Origin of the sequence: Rathayibacter sp. SD072, from assembly GCF_017355185.1 — a bacterium.
In the GTDB taxonomy this organism is placed as follows: Bacteria; Actinomycetota; Actinomycetes; order Actinomycetales; family Microbacteriaceae; genus Rathayibacter.
Genome location: NZ_JADILJ010000060.1, coordinates 1 through 19,028, shown reverse-complemented (window position 1 = coordinate 19,028; position 19,028 = coordinate 1). Strand labels below are relative to the sequence as shown.

Sequence of the window (19,028 nt, the reverse complement as noted above, 5' to 3'; positions counted from 1 at the left end):
GGCGGCTGGTCGCTCCAGGGTAGGTCAGGAATCCGGGAGTTGCGGAACCGAGAAGTTTCGAGACTTCTCAGTATCGGAACCACTCAGTCTCGTATAGGTTCTCCCTCATGACGCAGACCTCCTCCCTGCCGGCCGTCGCCGCCTCCGCGGCCCCGGCCCCCTCGAACCGCCGCTGGTGGACCCTCGTGGCCGTCGGCCTCGCCCAGCTGATGGTGGTCCTCGACTCCACGGTCGTGAACATCGCCCTCCCGGCCGCCCAGGCCGACCTCGGCTTCTCGGACGGCGACCGCCAGTGGGTCGTCACCGCCTACTCCCTCGCCTTCGGCAGCCTCCTGCTGCTCGGCGGCCGGCTCTCGGACCTCCTCGGCCGCAAGCGCACCTTCGTGATCGGCCTGATCGGCTTCGCGATCGCCTCGGCCCTGGGCGGCGCCGCCGGCAGCTTCGAGCTGCTGATCGCGGCCCGCGCGCTGCAGGGCGTCTTCGGCGCGCTGCTGGCTCCCACCGCGCTGGCGGTCCTCACCACGACGTTCACCGTGCCGAAGGAGCGGGCGCGGGCGTTCGGCGTCTTCGGTGCGATCGCCGGCGCGGGCGGCGCGGTAGGCCTCCTCCTCGGTGGAGTGCTGACCGAGAGCTTCGACTGGCGCTGGAACCTCTACATCAACGTCGTGATCGCGGTCGTCGCCGTGATCGGGGCGATCGTCTTCGTGCCGCCGATCGAGCGCAGCGGCCCGCGCCCGAGGCTCGACGTGCCGGGCACGCTGCTCGTCTCGGCAGCGCTCTTCGGGCTGGTGCTCGGCTTCGCCAACGCCGAGTCCGACGGCTGGGACTCGCCGATGACCTGGGCGCCGCTGGCGGCCGCCGTGCTGCTGCTCGCCTGCTTCGTGCTGCGCCAGCGCTCGACGGAGCACCCGCTGCTGCCGCTGCACATCGTGCTCGACCGCGATCGCGGCGCCGCCTACCTCGCGGTGCTGATCGCCGGAGCCGGCATGTTCGGCATCTTCCTCTTCGTCACCTACTACCTGCAGGTCTCGCTCGGCTACTCGCCGATCCGCACGGGGCTCTCGTTCCTGCCGATGATCGGCATGCTCGTGCTCGCCGCGCAGCTCTCGACCAACCTGCTCCTGCCGCGCTTCGGCCCGAAGATCATGGTGCCGTCCGGCATGCTGCTCGGCGTCGTCGGGATGCTGCTGCTCACGCGCCTCGACCTCGACAGCGCCTACGCGGCCGACGTGCTGCCGGCGCTGATGGTGCTCGGCGCCGCGATGGGCTCGATCATGCCCGGGGCGATGCAGACGGCGACCCGCGGAGTGGATCCGCGCTTCGCCGGCGTCGCGTCGGCGATGGTCAACACCAGTCAGCAGGTCGGCGGATCGATCGGCACCGCGCTGCTGAACACGCTCGCGGCGACCGCGGTCACCGACTACCTCGCGGCGAACTCCCCGGTCACCTCGCTGGTCGCAGCGCAGGCCGCGGTCCAGAGCTACGCGGTGGCCTACGGATGGGGTGCGGGCTTCTTCGCGCTCGGCGCCGTGCTCTCGGTGCTGCTGTTCCGCCGCCGATCGGCTGCCGCCCAGGAGCCGTCCGCCGCGGAGCCGGTGCTCGCGCACTGACCCCGCGTGCTCCGCTCGCCCCCGCTGCGGCCTCCGGTCCGCGGCGGGGGCGCCGCCGTGTCGCCGTGTTGCGGTCCGGGTCGCCCGACGGCGAGGGCCTCCCTAGCCTCGGGAGCATGCCGGAGACCCTCGACATCGTCCACCTGCGCACGCTCGTGGCGATCGCCGACTGCGGTGGATTCGGCCGTGCTGCGGTCGCCCTGCACATCAGCCAGCCCACCGTCTCGCAGCACGTCCGCACCCTCGAGCGCCGCCTCGAGCGGACCTTCATCGAGAAGGCGGGCCGGAAGGCGCGGTTCACTCCGGCCGGCGAGCGCCTGCTCGTGCAGGCCCGCCGCATCCTCGCCGTGCACGACGACGCGCTCGAGGCGCTCGACGCCGCCACCGAGAACCCGCTCGCCCTCGGGCTCACCGAGCCGGCGGCCGAGCAGCTGCTGCCGCGCCTGCTCAACACTCTGCGGCGCGCGTTCGACGACCGGCCGCTGACCTTCTCCCTCGACCGCTCGACGCAGCTCGCCGAGGCCGTGGCGCGAGGAGTGGTCGACCTCGCGGTGATCCTCGGCGTGGGCGGCGACCTGCCGGGACGCCAGGTCGCGACCCTCCCGCTCGACTGGTACGCGGCGCCCGGCTGGCAGGCGCCCGAGGGCGTCCCGCTGCCGCTCGTGGCCTACTCCGAGCCGTGCGGCATGCGCCAGCGGGCGCTGCAGCAGCTCGGCGCCTTCGGGCACGAGGTGCACGTGGTCGCCGAGGCGGCGGCGCTCGAGGGGGTCATCGCCGCGGCACGCGCCGGCATCGGAGTGGCCGTCCTGCCCACCGCGCACGCGGGCGCCGTCGCGGAGGGGCTCGAGGTGCGCCGCGACCTGCCCGCGCTGGGCTCTGTGAACCTCCGCCTCGTCTCGCGCCGCGGACTCGCTCCGGACGTCGAGGAGACGGCGCTCGCCGCACTCGCGGAGGTGTTCGGGACGACCCGTTCGCGGCTCTCGCCCGTACCCCACGGACTGCGCGCGTGACGTCCCTCGCGACGAATGAGTCGGGAGGTTACCAACGATCGGGAGCGCCGATCGGAACGCATCCGGAATCATCGTTGGACGCCCCGCGACCCCGCCCCGTAGCGTCGTGGACATGACCTCCTCCCGTGCCCTCGCCCCGGCCGCGCCCCTCCGCGCCGACCGTGCGATGCGCCGTGGAGTCGAGGGGTCGACCTGTGCGCGAATGCGCCAGGACGGGAACACCTCCGCGCCGGTGCGCGGATGTTCCTGTCCGGTCTCCTTCTGACGCGCCGCTTCTGACGCGGCTTCTCACGCGCCGCGTCTGACGCGCTGATCCTGTCGCGCGGCTACTGACGTGCTGCTGCCGACTCGCTCGTCGCGCCGAGCCCCTCCGGGGTCCGGCCGACTCCTCCGCACGCGATCGACCCTCTCAGCGGGGTCCCTCCGCCGCGCCCTCCTGCGCTCTGCTCACCCTCCTGAAAGGACCTCCCGTGGCCGTCGAGTTCATCTCCGCCATCAACGTCAACCGCTCCAACGAGGTCAACGGCCTCGCCGACAGCGCGATCGACGTCCCCTATCTCCGCCGCTACTCCCGGATCCTGGAGGAGGGCGGATTCGACTACACCCTCGTCCCCTACGGCAGCGCCGGTCACGACCCGTTCACGATCGCCGCGGCGGTCACGCAGTCCACCGAGCACCTGAAGCCGATCGTGGCGCTGCGCCCGAACACGGTGTACCCGACGGTCGCGGCGAAGGCGCTCGCCACCCTCGACCAGCTCTCGGGCGGCCGGGCGGTGGTGCACCTCATCGCCGGAGGGAGCGACCACGAGCAGGCCCGCGAGGGCGACCGCCTCGACAAGGCCGAGCGCTACGCGCGGCAGGAGGAGTACATCCGGATCCTGCGGCGCGTCTGGTCGGCGACCGAGCCGTTCGACCACGTCGGCCGGTACTACCGCTTCGAGGACTTCGTCTCCCGGGTCCGCCCGGTGCGCGGCGACATCCCGGTCTCGGTCGGGGGATCGAGTGACGAGGCCTACCGGCAGGGCGGGGCGCTCGCGGACGTCTTCGGGCTGTGGGGCGAGCCGCTGGCCGACACGCAGCAGCAGATCGACCGGATCGCGGACGCGGCGATCGCGGCGGGCCGCGCGGACACTCCGCGCACCTGGGTCACCTTCCGGCCGATCATCGCGCCGACGGAGGAGCTCGCCTGGGAGAAGGCGCACCGGATCCTCGGGATCCTGCAGGGCCGCACGGCCACCGCGCACCCGCGCAAGGGCGAGAAGGGGCTGTGGGTGCAGACCCCCGCCGCCGCCGGCCCCGCGAACGTCGGCTCGCAGCGCCTGCTCGACATCGCGAAGCGCAAGGACCTGCACGACCGCGCGCTCTGGACGCCGACCGCGACGGCCACCGGCGCCCAGGGCGCGTCGACCGCGCTCGTCGGCACCCCGGAGACCGTGGCCGCGGCGATCCTCGACTACGTCGATCTCGGCGCCGACCTGATCTCGATCCGCGGGTACGACAACCTCGACGACGCGATCGACTACGGGCGGTACCTCATCCCCCTCGTGCGGCAGGAGCTCGCGCACCGCGACGCGACCGGGCGCCGAGGCGAGATCGTGGCGCAGCCTCCGCTCGAGGCCGAGCGCGAGCTCGCGGAGGTGTCCGCGTGACGCTCCTGACGGAACCGCTGCCGGCCACCGCCGATCTGTCGGACCGCGCCCTCGCCCGCGTCACCGCACGACTCGCCGAGACGGCGGAGCACTACGACCGCACCGCCGAGTTCCCCTGGGAGGGCATCCGCGCGGTCCACGACGCCGGACTGCTCACCCTCGCGGTCGGCACCCGCTACGGCGGCCGGCCCGCCTCGACGGTGGATCTCGTGCGCGTCTTCGGCGCCCTCGGCGCGGGCGACCCGGCCGTCGCGCTGATCTCGGCGATGACCGCGCTGCAGCACGCGGCGCAGGACCGCACGGGCGTCTGGCCCGAGGAGCTCTACCGCGCCGTCCTCGCCGACTCCCGGGAGCGACCGGTGCTGCTCAACGCGGTGCGGGCCGAGCCGGAGTGGGGAGCGCCCGCCCGCGGAGGACTCCCGGCCACCACGATCCGCCGCCAGGGCGACCACTGGGTCCTCGAGGGGCGCAAGGGCTTCGCCACCGGCTCCGAGGGCCTGGCCTACCACCTGGTCTGGGCAGTGGATCTGCAGGGCGGGTCGGGGGAGCCGGAGCTCGGCCACGCGATCGTCCCCGGCGACGCGGAGGGCGTGCGGATCGAGAGGACCTGGGACCACCTCGGTCAGCGCGCCTCGAGCACCCACGACGTGCTCTACGAGCGCGTGCGGATCCCGCTCGAGCACTTCCGCGGCACGCCGCGCTCGCAGCTGCCTCCCGAGGCGGGGGCCGCCGGCGCCTTCGGACTCGCGGTCGCCGCGCTCTACGTCGGCGTCGGGCGCGCCGCGCAGCGCTTCTTCGTCCGGTTCGCGAACGAGCGGATCCCCACCTCGCTCGGGCGGCCGATCGCGACCACCGAGCGGATCCGCTCCGTCGCCGGCGAGATCCAGGCGCAGCTCGTGCAGGCCGAGGAGGTCCTGCTCTCGCTCGCCGCGCGCGTGGACGCGGGCGATCCGCAGGCCGCGGAGCGCGTCCTTCTCGGCAAGCTGCTCGCCACCCGCTCGGCGGTCACCGCGGTCGAGACCGCGGTCGCCGCCCTCGGCAACCCGGGGCTCACGCGGCACAACCCGCTCGAGCGCCACCTCCGCGACGTCCTCGCCTCCCGCGTGCACCCGCCGCAGGACGACGCCGCCCTCCTCCTCGCCGGCACCCGCAGCCTCGCGGCCGCCGCGCACTGACCCCTCCTGGAGACATCGACATGACCGCACCCTTCCGACGATCCCGCGCCGCGGCGCTCGTCCTCGCCTCGGCCCTCGCCCTCACCGCCTGCTCCGGCGCGTCCGAGGCGGGCACGGGCGCCGACTCCTCGACCCCGGTCGACGGCGGACGGCTCCGGCTCGCCTTCTTCCCGGACAACGCCGCGTTCTCGTGCGTCGACCCGTTCCAGACCTACTGGATCGAGCACCGCACCGTGATCCGCAACGTCGCCGACTCCCTGACCGACCAGGATCCCGAGACCGGCGAGATCCGGCCGTGGCTCGCCACCGACTGGACGGTCAACGAGGCGGGCACCGAGTACACCTTCGACCTGCGCGACGACGTCACCTTCACGGACGGCACCGCGTTCACCGCCGAGAGCGTGAAGACCGCGTTCGACAGCGCCCGGGCGACGCTCGCCGAGCTGCCGTCGGCCTACGGCGGCGTCTACCTCGCCGGCTACGCGGGCACGGACGTCGTGGACGCCGACACCGCGACCGTGCGGTTCTCCACCCCGAACGCCTCGTTCCTGCAGGGCACGTCGACGACGAACCTCGCGATCCTCGCGGCCTCCTCGTACGCGGCGACCCCGGAGGAGCGCTGCCTCGGGAACGTCGTCGGCTCGGGTCCCTTCACCCTGACCGACTACACGCCGGGCACGGGCATCACGCTCGACAAGCGCGAGGGCTACGCGTGGGGCTCGGCGCTGCGCGAGAACACGGGCGAGGCGCACCTCGACGGGATCGACGTCACCTACGTCGCCGAGGACAGCGTGCGCGTGGGCCAGCTGACCAGCGACGAGATCGACATCGCATGGCCGCGCAACCCGATCTCCGAGAACGACCAGGCGGTGATCACCGGCGGAGGCGACACCGTCGAGAGCCGTGCGCTGCCCGGTCCGGCGAGCAACTACTACCCCAACGTCTCCGAGGGGCGGATCCTCTCGGACGAGCGGGTGCGCAAGGCCGTGCAGAAGGCGATCGACCGCGAGACCTACGCCTCGACGGTCTTCGGCGCCGAGTACCCGGCGGTCACCAGCGTCTACAACACGACCACGCCCTACTACGCCGACCACTCGGACGCGCTGGCGTTCGACCCCGACGGCGCCGCGGAGCTGCTCGACGAGGCGGGCTGGGTGCTCGGAGACGACGGCTACCGCTCGAAGGGCGGCGAGAGGCTCACGCTCTCGGTGCCGATCGTCACCCAGTTCGGCGCGGGCGACCAGCTGATCCAGGACCAGCTGAAGCAGGTCGGCATCGAGCTCGAGCTGAACGTGATCACCAACGCGCAGCGCGCCGAGGTGCTCGGCAGCGGGCAGTACGACCTCATCTCGACCTACTACACGCGAGCGGATCCCGGAGTGATCCAGTGGATCGTCGACGCGCGCGTCGCCGGGTCGAAGGCGCAGGCGCTCAACAACTTCGCGCCCGAGCAGGCGACGGAGGTGCAGGCGCTGCTCGACGAGGGCGTGCAGACGATCGACCCGACGGCACGCGCGGCGGTGTACGCCGACCTGCAGGAGTACCTGATCGACAACGCGCTCGTGCTGCCCTTCGCCGAGCGGGTGCAGCTGGCGGGCGTCTCTTCGAGCGTCCACGGCTTCCGCTTCACCTCGGAGTCGTTCGGCGACTTCGCCGACGCGTGGATCCAGCGATGACGACGCTCCAGGCGGCGCCGGCCACGACCGGGGTGCGCTCGGCGCCCTCAGATCTCGGCCGCTACCTGGCCGGGAGGATCGCCCAGGCCGTGCTGGTGCTCTGGGCCGCGTACACCCTCACGTTCGCGGTGCTCTGGCTGCTGCCGAGCGATCCGCTGGCACTGCTCCTCTCGGCGAACAACGTGGAGCTCGACTCCCTCTCGCCGCAGCAGCTCGCCGAGGCGCAGGCGCGCTACGGCCTCGATCAGCCGGTGTGGCAGCAGTACGCGGGCATGCTGGCCGACGCGCTGCGCGGCGACTTCGGCACGTCGATCACCAAGGGGATCCCGGTCACCGAGCTGATCGCCCAGAAACTGCCGGGCACCCTCCAGATCAGCGCGCTCGCCATCGGCCTCGCGCTGATCGGCGGGACCGCGCTCGCGTACCTGGCGGCGTACGTGCAGTGGCGGCCGCTGAAGGTCGTGCTCGGCCGGCTCCCGTCGGCGGGGGTCGCGTTCCCCGGCTTCTGGATCGGGCTCCTGCTCGTGCAGTTCTTCGCCTTCACGCTGCACCTGCTGCCCTCCACGGGCAGCGCGACTCCGGCGGGTCTGATCCTGCCGGCGGTCACGATGGCGATCCCGACCTCGGCGATGCTGGCCCAGGTGCTCACCCGCAGCTTCGCCGACGTGCAGGCGGAGTCGTACATCACTACTGCGCGCGCCAAAGGCCTGGGCCGCGGGGCGGTGCAGTGGCGGCACGCGTTCCGCAACGCCTCGCTGCCGACCCTCACGATCCTGGGCGTCCTCGCGGGCAACACGGTCACCGGCGCGATCGTGGCCGAGACGATCTTCGCCCGGCAGGGCATCGGCACCCTCGCCCAGGAGTCGGTGCTCACCCAGGACGTGCCGGTGGTGCAGGCGATCGTCGTGCTCGCCGCCGCGGTCTTCGTGGGCATCAACCTGCTCGTCGACCTGCTCTACCCGCTCCTGGATCCGCGCATCACCCACACCTCGAAGGCGGCTCGACCATGACGCTCGAACTCACCCGGCCCGGGGCGGCCGTCACGACCGCCCCGGCGACCGCTCCCGTCGCCGTCCCGCACGGGCGGGGCGCGAGACGGTGCAGGACGCTCCGACTCCTCCTGCGCCGCCCCGGCTTCCTCCTGGCGCTCGCCTTCGCGGTCTTCGTGCTGCTCTCGGCGATCGCGCCGGCGCTGTTCACCGCCTACGACCCGTTCGCGACCGCTCCGGCGGACAAGCTGCAGGCGCCGAGCCCCGCCCACCTCTTCGGCACCGACGAGCTCGGACGCGATCTCTTCGCCCGGGTGCTGCACGGGGGAGCACTGACGATCCAGGCGACGGTCGTCGCGCTCGCCATCGCGCTCGTCGGCGGTCTCGCCCTCGGGGTCGTCTCGGGCTACGCCGGCGGAGTGGTGGACGCCGTGATCATGCGCGTGGTCGACGTCCTGCTCGCCGTCCCCGGGCTGCTGCTCGCCCTCGCGATCGTCACGGCGATCGGATTCGGGACGCTGCCCGTCGCCCTCGCGGTCGGCATCGGCATCCTGCCCGGCTTCGCGCGGACGACCCGCGCCGAGGTGCTCCGGGTGAAGACGCTGCCCTACGTCGAGGCGGCGCGGACGGGCGGCGCGACCCGCCTGCGGGTGCTCGTGCGGCACGTGCTGCCGAACTCCTGGGGTCCGGTCGCGGTCCTCGCCGTCCTCGACCTCGGCACGGCGATCATCGCGGTCGCCGCGCTGAGCTTCCTCGGCTTCGGTGCCGCTCCGCCCGCCGCCGAGTGGGGCACCCTCATCTCGACCGGGCGCAACTACCTCGTCACCAGCCCGTGGCTCTCGCTCCTGCCCGGGCTCTTCGTCGGACTCCTCGTCTTCTCGCTCAACCACGTCGCCAAGACCGTCGAGGAGGTGCAGCGATGAGCGCCCTGGTCCGTCTCGATCACCTGGCTGTCGCGTACGACGGGCAGCCGGTCGTGCACGACGTGTCGCTCGAGATCGCGCCCGGGGAGATCGTGGCGGTCGTCGGGGAGTCGGGGTCGGGCAAGTCGACGACGGCGAACGCCCTGCTGGGACTGCTGCCCGCGAACGGGCGCGTCACCGGTGGCTCGATCACGATCGGCGGAGCCGACGTCACCGCGGCGTCCGAGAAGGAGCTGCGCCGGCTCCGCGGCCGCGTCGTCGCCCTCGTGCCGCAGGACCCGATGGTCGGGCTGAACCCGACGCTCCGGATCGGCGCCCAGGTCGCCGAGGCCGTGCGCCTGCGCGGAGTCGACCGCCGCTCGGTGCCCGCCGAGGTGCGCGAGGCACTCGAGCAGGCGGGCATCGACGATCCCGACCTGCGCGCGCGGCAGTATCCGCACCAGCTCTCGGGCGGACTCCGCCAGCGAGCGCTCATCGCGATCGCCCTCGCCGGGAAGCCGCGGCTGATCATCGCCGACGAGCCCACCTCGGCCCTCGACGTGACCGTGCAGAAGCGGATCCTCGACCACCTGCAGTCGCTGGTCCGCGAGCAGGGCATCTCGCTGCTGATCATCACGCACGACCTCGCCGTGGCCGCCGACCGCGCCGACCGCGTGCTCGTGATGCGCGCCGGTCGCGTGGTGGAGCAGGGCACGCCCGAGCGGATCCTGGTCGCTCCCCGCGAGGAGTGCACCCGCGCTCTGATCGCCGCCGCTCCCGGGCTCGGGCACGGCGGAACGATCGCGCCGCGGTTCACGCGCGTCGAGCCGGCTCCCGAGGTGCTCCGGATCAAGAACGCGGTGAAGGAGTACGCGCTGCCGGGGCGCCGAGCCGGTTTCCGCGCGCTCGACGACGTCTCCTTCTCGCTCCACGCCGGGCGCACGCTCGCCCTGGTGGGGGAGTCCGGATCGGGCAAGACCACCGCGCTGCGCGTCGCCCTCGGTCTCGTCGCGCCGACCAGCGGTCGCGTGCTCGTGGAGGGCGTCGACGTGACCGGAGCGCGCGAGCGGCAGTGGCGACCGCTGCGCCGCCGGATCCAGCTCGTCCACCAGAACCCGTTCGCGGCCCTCGATCCGCGCTTCACCGTGCTCGAGTCGGTGATCGAGCCGCTCGTCTCCTTCCGGGTCGGCGACCGGGCTTCGCGGATCGAGCGCGCGCGGGAGCTGCTGGACCGCGTCGGCCTGCCCGCCTCGTCCCTCCCGCGCCTGCCCGCCGAGCTCTCGGGCGGCCAGCGTCAGCGGGTCGCGATCGCCCGGGCGCTCGCCCTCGGCCCGGACCTCGTGCTGCTCGACGAGCCCGTCTCGGCCCTCGACGTCTCGGTGCAGGCGCAGATCCTCGCCCTGCTCGTCGAGCTGCAGCAGGACCTCGGAGTGGCGTACCTGTTCGTCTCGCACGACCTCGCCGTCGTCGCCGACGTGGCGCACGAAGTGGTCGTGCTGAACCGGGGGCGCGTGGAGGAGACGGGCACGACCGCCCGCGTCTTCGGCGCGCCCGAGGCCGAGTACACGCGCGCGCTCCTGGCCGCGGTCCCGGGCGCCCGTGTCTCGGCAGTCCCGGCATGAGCGGCCGCATCGTCGTCATCGGGGCGGGCGCCGTCGGCTCCGTCCTCGCCGCCCAGCTGCACCTCGCCGGGCACGCCGTGGTCCTCGTCGCCCGCGGCGAGCAGCTCCGCGTGCTGCGCGAGCGGGGGCTGAAGCTGCGCCGTCCCTCCGGAGACGAGACCGTCGCGGTCCCGGTCGCCTCGGGCCCGGAGGAGGTCGCTCCCACCCGCGGCGACGTGCTCGTGCTCGCGGTCAAGGCGCAGGACGCCGCGGCGGCGCTCGCCGAGTGGGCCTGGACGCCGCTCGCGGGAGGAGGCGCGGGGGCGGAGCTCCCGGTGCTGACCCTGCAGAACGGCCTCGCGGCCGAGGACGCGGCGCTGCGCCGTTTCCGGGACGTCTTCGGCGTCTCGATCGGCATCGCCGCGAGCTTCCTCGCACCGGGCGAGGTCGTCTCGCCGTCCTTCCCGACCGTCGGGGTCCTCTGGATCGGGCGGTACCCGGACGCGCTCGACCCGCGCGCCGAGGAGTACGCCGCGCTCCTGCGCAGCGCCGGATTCGCCGCGCGCGCCGTGCCCGGCATCAGCGCCTGGAAAGCGCGGAAGCTGATCGTCAACACCGCGAACGGCCTCGACCTCTTCGCCGGGAGCGACGACGAGCGGACGCGGGCGCGCACGGCGCTCGCCGCGGAGGCGCGTGCCGTGCTGCTCGCCGACGGCCGCGCGATCGCCGAGGACGACGGCACCCGCCTCGTCGTCGAGCCCGTCCCCGGTCACGTCCCCGGCCGCCTCTCGACCTGGCAGAGCTTCGCCCGCGGAGCCGGCAGCGAGGTCGACCTGCTGACCGGAGAGATCGTGCTGCTCTCCCGGCGCACCGGCGTCCCCGCTCCACTCAACGAGCGCCTCCAGCACCTGCTCGGCCTGCGCGGGGCGGAGGCGGCCCGCACGCCGCTCGCCCTCGCCGAGCTCCTGGATCCCGTCCCCGTCCCCACCGTTTCAGAGAGGGTCCCCGCATGACCGTCACCGCCCCCGCCGCCACCACCGCACCCGTCCTCGCCTTCGACGAGCCGGACGGGATCGCCCCGCGCGGCACCCTCGTCGTCCTCGCCGGCCGCGGCGAGACTCCGGCCGTCTACGAGCGCTTCGGCACCCGGATCGCCCGCGACGCCTACCGGGTCCGCGTCCTCGGCGACGCGACGGCCGAGAGCACGGTCGACGCCGCCCGCGCCCTGCTCGCCGACCGCTCGCTCGCCGCTCCCGTCGTGGTCGTCGGCTCCGACGCCGGAGCGGCGGTCGCCCTCGAGATCGCCGCCACCGCGGAGGTCGACGCCGTCGTGGTCGCAGGACTGCCGGTCCGCTCCGGGGGCGCGGCCATCGGCGACCGCACGGCCTGCCCGAACCATGCGGGCGTGCTCGAGCGCGAGACCGGCTCCGCTCCCACCGTCGTCCTCCCGCCCGAGCTGCTCGCGGTGGCGGCGAGCGCCGTCCGGGCGCCGCTGCTGGCGCTGCACGGCGACGCCGACCCGGTCAGCCCCCTCGACGAGGCCGTCGCGGTGCTCCGGACCGCCCCGCACGCCGAGATCCACCTCGTCGCGGGCGGACGCCACGACGTCCTCAACGACGTGTCGCACCGCTCCGTCGCCGCGACCGTCGTGCTGTTCCTCGAGCGGGTGAGGGCCTCGCCCGAGGGGGCTCCCCTCATCGTGCGGGCCGGAGCATGAGCGCCGTCGACGTGGAGGTGGTCCGCGCCGACCGCTCGGGCTGGTCCCCGGGCGGAGTGCCGGCGGGAGTCGTCCGCGCCCGCTCGGTCGACGAGGTGCGCGCGACCCTCGCGCACGCCTCCCTGCACGGCCTCCCCGTCGTGACCCGCGGCGCCGCCTCCGGACTCGCCGGCGGCGCCAGCGCGGGGGAGGGGGCCCTGGTGCTCGACGTCTCGGGTCTGGACCGCATCCTCTCGATCGACCCCGTCGACCAGATCGCGCGCGTCGAGCCCGGAGTGATCACCGCCGACCTCGACCGCGCGGCGGCCGAGCACGGGCTCCTCTACGCCCCCGATCCGGGCAGCGTCGAGATCTCGACGATCGGCGGCACCATCGCGACCAACGCCGGGGGTCTGCGCGGGGCGAAGTACGGCGTCACCCGCGACGCCGTGCTCGCCCTGGACGTGGTCCTCGCCGACGGCTCGCTCGTGCACCTCGGCCGCGACACCCTGAAGGGCGTCGTCGGTCTCGACCTCACCGCGCTGGTCGTGGGGTCGGAGGGGAGTCTGGGCGTGATCGTCGGAGCCACGCTCCGCCTCCTGCCGCGGCCCCGCTCCACGGCCACCGCCGCCGCCTACTTCACCGACGTCGCCGCCGGTGCCGAGGCCGCGACCGCCCTCGCACGGGCGGGGCTCCGGCCCAGCGTCCTCGAGCTCGTCGACGACCGCACGCTCGGGGCCATCGACGCGCTGCGCGGCACCGGCCTCGCCCTGCGCGGCGGCGCCTTCCTGCTGGTGCAGACCGACGGCTTCGGAGCGGCGGAGGAGATCGAGGCCGTGCGCTCCGTCCTCGCCCCCACCGCCGTGAGCGTCGAGACGACGCTCGATCCCGCGGAGGGACTCGCCCTCGCCTCGGCCCGCCGCGACGCCCTCCCGGCGATCGAGGCGCGCGGGCGGGTCCTCATCGAGGACATCGCCGTGCCGCGGTCCCGGCTCGCCGAGGCGATCCGGAGGGTGCACGCGATCGCGGACGGCACCGGCGCCGACGTGTACGTCTTCGCCCACGCGGGCGACGGCAACCTGCACCCGATCATCCGACTCCGCGACGACTCCGAGGCCGCCCGCCTCCAGGCCGAGGCAGCCGCCGACGCGGTGTTCGCCCTCGCCCTCGAACTCGGCGGAACGGTCAGCGGCGAGCACGGCGTCGGAGTGCTCAAGCGCGAGTGGGCCCGCCGCGAGCTCGGCCCCGAGGTCGTCGCCCTGCAGCGCGCGCTGCGGCGGGTCTTCGATCCGCAGGGCATCCTGAATCCCGGAACAGCGCTGTGAGCGCGCCCCTCGAAAGGACCGTCATGACCGACATCCCCGCCCGCAGCTCCGTGCTCGTCGCACCCGACGAGCTCGAGGCGGCCCTCGCCTCGCCCGCGCCGCCGCTCGTCCTCGACGTGCGCTGGCGGCTCGATCGCCCTGACGGGCGCCCCGCCTTCCTCGAGGGCCACGTGCCCGGCGCCGTCTACGTCGACCTCGATCACGAGCTCGCGCAGCACGGCGCACCGGAGGAGGGCCGGCACCCGCTGCCCTCCGTCGACCGGCTGCAGGAGGCGGCGCGGCGCTGGGGGCTTCGCCAGGGGCAGCCCGTCGTCGTCTACGACGACCTGAAGAACCTGTCCGCCGCTCGCGCCTGGTGGCTGCTCCGCTACGCGGGAGTCGCCGACGTGCGCCTGCTCGACGGATCCCTCCGGGCCTGGACCGCCTCGGGCCGCCCCCTCGAGACCGGACCCGTCGAGCCTGCCGCGGGCGACGTCGAGCTGCGCTACGGAGCACTCCCGGTGCTCGACATCGACGAGGCCGCCGCCCTGCCCGAGCACGGCGTGCTGCTCGACGCCCGGGCGCCGGAGCGCTTCCGCGGCGAGGTCGAGCCGATCGATCCGCGCGCGGGGCACATCCCCGGCGCGCGCAATGCTCCGGCCACGGCGAACGTCGACGAGAGCGGCCGCTTCCTCCCGGCCGACGAGCTGCGCGCCCGCTTCGAGTCCCTCGGCGTCACCGCGTCGGCACCCGTGGGCGTCTACTGCGGCTCCGGAGTGACGGCCGCGGCCGACGCGGTCGCCCTCACGCTCGCGGGCTTCGCCCCGCAGGTGTTCCCGGGCTCCTGGTCGCAGTGGTCGAGCACGCCCGGCCGCCCGGTGGCCGTCGGCGAGGACTGAGCCGGGCGGAACGCCGGAGCGGCCGCCCTCGGACCCCGAGGACGGCCGCTCTCGCGTTCGAGCGGGTCAGCCCAGGCGCGAGTGCTCGCCGAGGTGGTGCCAGGTGCGGTTGTGGTAGACGAGCGGAGCCGCGGCGTCCGAGTCCTCCGGCACGTGCGCCTCGAGGGCGTGCACCGCGACGATCGTCGACGAGCCCGCCTCCATGCGGTTGATGACGGTGCCCCGGATCCACGCCGCGGCGGCCGGGAAGTACGGCTCGCCGGTGGGCAGTCGCGACCAGAGCGACGTGTCGGCGAAGCGGTCGATGCCGCTGGTCGAGCCCAGGCGGGCGAGGTCGAGCTGCTGCGCCCCGAGCAGGTGCACGACGAGCGTCTCGGAGGCGCGGATCGCGGGCGTGCTCGAGGAGGCGGCGGACAGCGAGAAGACGAAGAGCGGGGGCTCGGCGCTGACCGAGAACACCGACGTCGCGGTCAGCGCGACGGGTCCGGTGCCCGGGTCGGCCGTGATCAGGGCGACGCCGGCGGCGTGATTGCGGAACGCGAGCTTGAACTCCTCCGGTGACAGGCCGGCGAAGGCGGCGCGGTGGTGCCCGCTCGCATCGGCGTCGGAGGTGGTGGCGAGGTTCTCACGGCTCATCGGAGACTCCTGATCGTTCGGGGTGCGGCGCGGCGACCGGGACGGCCCGCCTCCGTGCCGCAGCACGGTCCCTCCAGCCTGTCGTACCGGCCGGGGGCGCTGGGCCGCATTGCGGAGTATGACACCGGCTCCTGCAGGTCCCCTCGGCATCCCGCAACCGGTGGCACAGGATCGGACGCCCGCGCAGACTCGGAGCATGGCCCACCGCGTCCGCGAGTCCTCCGCCCGCCCCGAGAGCAAGACCTGCGCCTCCTGCGGGCGCGAGATCCAGTGGCGCGCGAAGTGGGCGCGCGACTGGGAGAACGTGAAGTACTGCTCCGACGCCTGCCGCCGCCGCGGCGTGGGGCCGGAGGAGGCGCGGCTGGAGGACGAGATCCGCACCGTCCTGCTCGCCCGGGCCGCGTCCTCGACCGCCTGCCCGTCGGAGGTGGCGCGGAAGGTCGGCGGCGAGGACTGGCGGCCCCTGATGGAGCCGGTGCGCCGCGCCGCGCGCCGACTCGTCGACCGCGGCGAGATCGACATCGTCCAGGGCGGGCAGATCGTCGATCCTTCCCGCGCGAAGGGGCCGATCCGCCTCCGCCGCCGCCCCGGCGGTCCCCTGTCGCCGGGCGGCGCCGCGGGCTAGCGTGGGGGGATGCCCCGTGACGCCGTCGTCCTCACCGTCCCCGGACCGCACGGCGAGCGGGAGGTGCGGCTCTCGAGTCCCGACCGGGTGCTCTACCCCGAGCCGGGGATCACGAAGCGCGAGGTCGCCGAGTACCTGATCGCTGTGGGCGACGCGTTCGTGGCGGCCAACGGCGACCGGCCGATCTCGCTGCAGCGCTTCTCCTCCGGGATCGACGGCGAGCAGTTCTTCTCGAAGAACCCGCCGAAGGGCGCACCCGAGTACGTGCGCTCGGTGCCGGTGACCTACCCGAGCGGCCGCGTGCATCCGCAGCTCGTGATCGACGAGCCGGCCGTCGCGGTCTGGGCCGCCCAGATGAACACGCTCGTCTTCCACCCGTGGGCCTCGCGCGCCGAGGACTCCGACCACCCCGACCAGCTGCGCATCGATCTCGACCCGCAGCCGGGCACCGGAGTCGCCGAGGCGGTCCGCGCCGCGCACGTGCTCCGCGAGGTCCTCCGCGAGGCCGGGCTCGAGCCGTTCGTCAAGACCTCCGGCAACCGGGGTCTGCACGTGTTCGCGCCGATCGTGCCCGAGCACGAGTTCCTGGTGGTCCGGCACGCGGTGATCGCCGCCGCCCGCGAGCTCGAGCGCCGGATGCCCCGGGACGTCACCACCGCGTGGTGGAAGGAGGAGCGCGGCGAGCGCCTCTTCGTCGACTTCAACCAGGCGAACCGCGACCGCACGATCGCCGGCGCCTACAGCCCCCGCCCGCTGCCGCACGCGCCGGTCTCCTGCCCCGTGGAGTGGGACGAGCTCGACGGTGTCGATCCGACCGCGTTCACGATCCGCACCGTGCCCGACCGGCTCCGCGAGACGGGCGATCCGTGGGCGCGCATGCACGACGCGCCCGGGACGCTCGAGACGCTGCTGGGCTGGTGGGAGCGGGACGTCTCGGCCGGGCTCGGCGAGCTGCCCTTCCCGCCCGACTTCCCCAAGATGCCGGGGGAGCCGCCCCGCGTGCAGCCCAGCCGCGCGAAGAAGACGGCCGACTGAGCCTCAGCCCAGCACGTCCTGCAGGTCGTAGGCGACCGGCTGCTCCAACTGCTCGAACGTGCACGAGCGCGCCTCGCGGTCAGGGCGCCAGCGCTCGAACTGCACGGTGTGCCGGAAGCGGTCGCCCTCGCGCTGGTCGTAGCGGACCTCGAGCACGCGGATCGGCCGCAGGCGGACGAAGGACGTGTCCCTCCCGCTCGAGAACCGGCTCCGCTCGCCGTCGCCGCGCACGGGCTCCCCGGCCTCGTCGCGCTCCACCGCGTCGGCGAGCTCCTCGACGAGCTCGAGCCGGCGGGCGTCGGTGAAGGCCGAGGCGCCGCCGACCTGCCGCAGCTCGCCGTCGGAGTCGAAGAGGCCCAGGAGGAGGGAGCCGACGCCGGGCTTGGACGTGTGCTCGCGGTACCCGATCGCGACGACGTCGACCGTGCGGTGGTGCTTCACCTTGAGCATCGTGCGCTTCCCCGGGGCGTACGGGGCGTCCAGCGGCTTGGCGATCACTCCGTCGAGCCCCGCGCCCTCGAAGCGGTCGAGCCAGTCACGGGCCAGCGCCTCGTCGGAGGTGGTGCGTCCGAGGTGGAGCGGATGCGGCACGCCGTCGAGCAGGTCGGCCAGCGCGGTGCGGCGCGCCGAGTACGGCTCCTCGAGCAGCGAGCGCCCGCCGACGGCCAGGAGGTCGAAGGCGACGAGCATGGCAGGAGTCTCGGCGGAGAGGGTCCGGACCCTGCTCGCCGCGGGATGGATGCGCTGCGAGAGGAGGTCCCAGTCGAGCCGCTGCGCGCCCTCCGGCCCGGTCGCCAGCACGATCTCGCCGTCGACGACGCAGCCGTCGGGGAGGAGGCGGGCGAGGGCCTCGACGAGCTCGGGGAAGTAGCGCGTCAGCGGCTTGGAGCCGCGGCTGCCGATCTCGACGACGCCGTCGGCGATCGAGACGATCGCGCGGAATCCGTCCCACTTGGGCTCGTAGGAGAAGCCGCCCGCGACGCTGTCCTGCGCGGGGACGGCGGCGACCGCCTTGGCGAGCATGGGGGCGATCGGGAGCGGGAACGGGAGGTCCATCCCCCGATCATCCCGGCCGCACCGGTTCCGCGCACCCCCGCACGGGGTCGAGCGGAGGAGGCGACACGCGGGAGTCCCGTGCCCCCAGCGTTTCGTTTCGCGCCACTGCACCGGAAGACTGTGCCCATGCACAGGTGGGGACGCGCTTCCGCAGCGCACGACGGACCAAGCCGATCGACCGGAGGGCTCCGAAGAGGAGACATGACCCTCGGACGACGGAACGAGCCCGGACGGAGCGTGCGCTGATGGCGCGCGCGACGACCGCGGCCCGACGTCTGCTCTCCTTCGTGCGCCCCGGTGCCGACGCGGAACCGGATCACTCCGCGCAGGATCACCGCGACGCCTCGTCTCACGGGACCGCCGTGCCGCCCCGTCCGCCCGCCCCGGAGCCCGTGCCGCCCCGGGACCTCCCCGTGTTCGAGGTCCCCGCGCCCGTCCTCGGCGAGACGTGCGAGCTCGACGCCGACGCGATCGAGTTCCCGAACCCGGCGGTCGCCGATTTCGTCCCCGACCTCTCCCGACCCCGCGCCGCCGCCTTCAAGCAGGAGCGGACGCCCCGCGAGGTGCCCGCCCGCTCCGAGGTGCCGGTGCCCGTCCTCGAGGTCGATCCTGCGCGACCGGAGTCGGACGAGGCGCCGACCGTGCACGAGGTCGACCACGCCGTCGTCGCCCCTGCACTGCTCGCTCCGGCACTGCTCGCTCCGGCGCTCGCCGCAGGCGGAGGGGCCGTCGCGCCGGTCATCGGAGAGTTCTGCGAACTCGACACCGACCACGTCGAGTTCCCGCACCCGGCCGTGGCGTCCTTCGTCCCCGCGGAGGGTCGTCGTCGGGGAGCGTTCGGAGCCGGCGCTGCCCCCCAGCCGACGGCGCCCGCGGTGCCGGTCGTCGTCCCTGAGCCGGAGCCCGTCGTCGCGCCGGAGCCCGAGCCCGCGCTCACGCCGGAGCCGGAGCCGAGGCCCGTCGTGGCGCCCGAACCCACACCTGAGCCGGAGCCCGTCGTCGTGCCGGAGCCGGAGCCCCTCGTCGCACCCGAACCGGAGCCCGAGCCCTTCGTCGAGCCCGAGCCCCTCGTCGCACCCGCGCCGCCGACCGCTCCGGAGCCGTTCGTCGCGCCGGTGCCCGTGCCGCACCGTCCGTCGCCTCCGTCCGTCTTCCCGGAGCCGGT

The 19,028-nt window shown here is 74.2% G+C and carries 16 protein-coding genes and 1 pseudogene; 15 read left to right on the top strand and 2 right to left on the bottom strand.

The features are described from left to right. The first annotated feature begins 107 nt into the window (after positions 1-107). The 12 genes from IOC53_RS17045 (at position 108) to IOC53_RS16990 (ending at position 14,511) form a co-directional block, all read left to right on the top strand. Positions 108-1,610 (top strand): MFS transporter, encoded by a 1,503-nt coding sequence (locus IOC53_RS17045; RefSeq protein WP_207407600.1) that lies wholly within the window; start codon positions 108-110, stop codon positions 1,608-1,610. 116 nt (positions 1,611-1,726) lie between these two features. After that, a complete protein-coding gene (locus tag IOC53_RS17040) occupies positions 1,727-2,620 on the top strand; it encodes a LysR family transcriptional regulator (protein ID WP_207407598.1) in 894 nt (297 codons plus the stop codon). A gap of 470 nt (positions 2,621-3,090) precedes the next feature. Continuing rightward, the gene (locus IOC53_RS17035; protein ID WP_207407596.1) at positions 3,091-4,269 is read left to right on the top strand and encodes an LLM class flavin-dependent oxidoreductase; all 1,179 of its coding nucleotides are present in this window, start codon (positions 3,091-3,093) and stop codon (positions 4,267-4,269) included. Then, the gene (locus IOC53_RS17030) at positions 4,266-5,444 is read left to right on the top strand and encodes an acyl-CoA dehydrogenase family protein (RefSeq protein WP_307786235.1); all 1,179 of its coding nucleotides are present in this window, start codon (positions 4,266-4,268) and stop codon (positions 5,442-5,444) included. Before IOC53_RS17035 ends, IOC53_RS17030 begins: the two co-directional genes overlap by 4 nt. 20 nt (positions 5,445-5,464) lie before the next feature. Next, positions 5,465-7,120: an ABC transporter substrate-binding protein gene (locus IOC53_RS17025; protein ID WP_207407593.1), complete on the top strand. Its 1,656-nt coding sequence runs from the start codon at positions 5,465-5,467 to the stop codon at positions 7,118-7,120. Then, positions 7,117-8,130, top strand: coding sequence for an ABC transporter permease (locus IOC53_RS17020; RefSeq protein ID WP_207407591.1), 1,014 nt, complete (start codon positions 7,117-7,119; stop codon positions 8,128-8,130). Before IOC53_RS17025 ends, IOC53_RS17020 begins: the two co-directional genes overlap by 4 nt. Then, entirely contained in the window at positions 8,127-9,032 is a 906-nt protein-coding gene (locus IOC53_RS17015; RefSeq protein ID WP_207407589.1) for an ABC transporter permease, read from the top strand. Before IOC53_RS17020 ends, IOC53_RS17015 begins: the two co-directional genes overlap by 4 nt. Beyond that, the gene (locus tag IOC53_RS17010; RefSeq protein ID WP_207407587.1) at positions 9,029-10,633 is read left to right on the top strand and encodes an ABC transporter ATP-binding protein; all 1,605 of its coding nucleotides are present in this window, start codon (positions 9,029-9,031) and stop codon (positions 10,631-10,633) included. The genes IOC53_RS17015 and IOC53_RS17010 overlap by 4 nt, the downstream gene beginning before the upstream one ends. Continuing rightward, on the top strand, positions 10,630-11,625 hold the full coding sequence (locus IOC53_RS17005) for a ketopantoate reductase family protein (RefSeq protein ID WP_207407585.1): 996 nt from the start codon (positions 10,630-10,632) through the stop codon (positions 11,623-11,625). Before IOC53_RS17010 ends, IOC53_RS17005 begins: the two co-directional genes overlap by 4 nt. Next, positions 11,622-12,329 (top strand): alpha/beta hydrolase, encoded by a 708-nt coding sequence (locus IOC53_RS17000; RefSeq protein WP_207407584.1) that lies wholly within the window; start codon positions 11,622-11,624, stop codon positions 12,327-12,329. The genes IOC53_RS17005 and IOC53_RS17000 overlap by 4 nt, the downstream gene beginning before the upstream one ends. Then, complete coding sequence (locus IOC53_RS16995) at positions 12,326-13,633, top strand: FAD-binding oxidoreductase (protein WP_207407582.1); 1,308 nt, start codon at positions 12,326-12,328, stop codon at positions 13,631-13,633. The genes IOC53_RS17000 and IOC53_RS16995 overlap by 4 nt, the downstream gene beginning before the upstream one ends. Before the next feature lie 23 nt (positions 13,634-13,656). Further along, positions 13,657-14,511, top strand: coding sequence for a sulfurtransferase (locus IOC53_RS16990; protein WP_207407580.1), 855 nt, complete (start codon positions 13,657-13,659; stop codon positions 14,509-14,511). Positions 14,512-14,577: 66 nt separating this feature from the next. Here the strand turns inward: IOC53_RS16990 and IOC53_RS16985 are convergent, their stop codons facing one another. After that, entirely contained in the window at positions 14,578-15,147 is a 570-nt protein-coding gene (locus IOC53_RS16985) for a flavin reductase family protein (protein WP_207407578.1), read from the bottom strand. Between the two features lie 196 nt (positions 15,148-15,343). On the opposite strand from IOC53_RS16985, the gene IOC53_RS16980 reads away from it, so the two are divergent. Together IOC53_RS16980 and ligD are read left to right on the top strand one after the other, a co-directional pair. After that, positions 15,344-15,772, top strand: a complete 429-nt coding sequence (locus tag IOC53_RS16980; RefSeq protein WP_207407576.1) for a DUF2256 and DUF3253 domain-containing protein — start codon at positions 15,344-15,346, stop codon at positions 15,770-15,772. Positions 15,773-15,781: 9 nt separating this feature from the next. Continuing rightward, a complete protein-coding gene (gene ligD / locus IOC53_RS16975; RefSeq protein ID WP_207407574.1) occupies positions 15,782-16,807 on the top strand; it encodes a non-homologous end-joining DNA ligase in 1,026 nt (341 codons plus the stop codon). 3 nt (positions 16,808-16,810) lie between these two features. On the opposite strand, the gene IOC53_RS16970 is transcribed toward ligD, so the two are convergent. Continuing rightward, on the bottom strand, positions 16,811-17,863 hold the full coding sequence (locus IOC53_RS16970; protein WP_207407572.1) for an ATP-dependent DNA ligase: 1,053 nt from the start codon (positions 17,861-17,863) through the stop codon (positions 16,811-16,813). Between the two features lie 245 nt (positions 17,864-18,108). On the opposite strand from IOC53_RS16970, the pseudogene IOC53_RS16965 reads away from it, so the two are divergent. Next, positions 18,109-19,028: pseudogene (locus tag IOC53_RS16965) on the top strand (hypothetical protein); the annotation flags it as partial.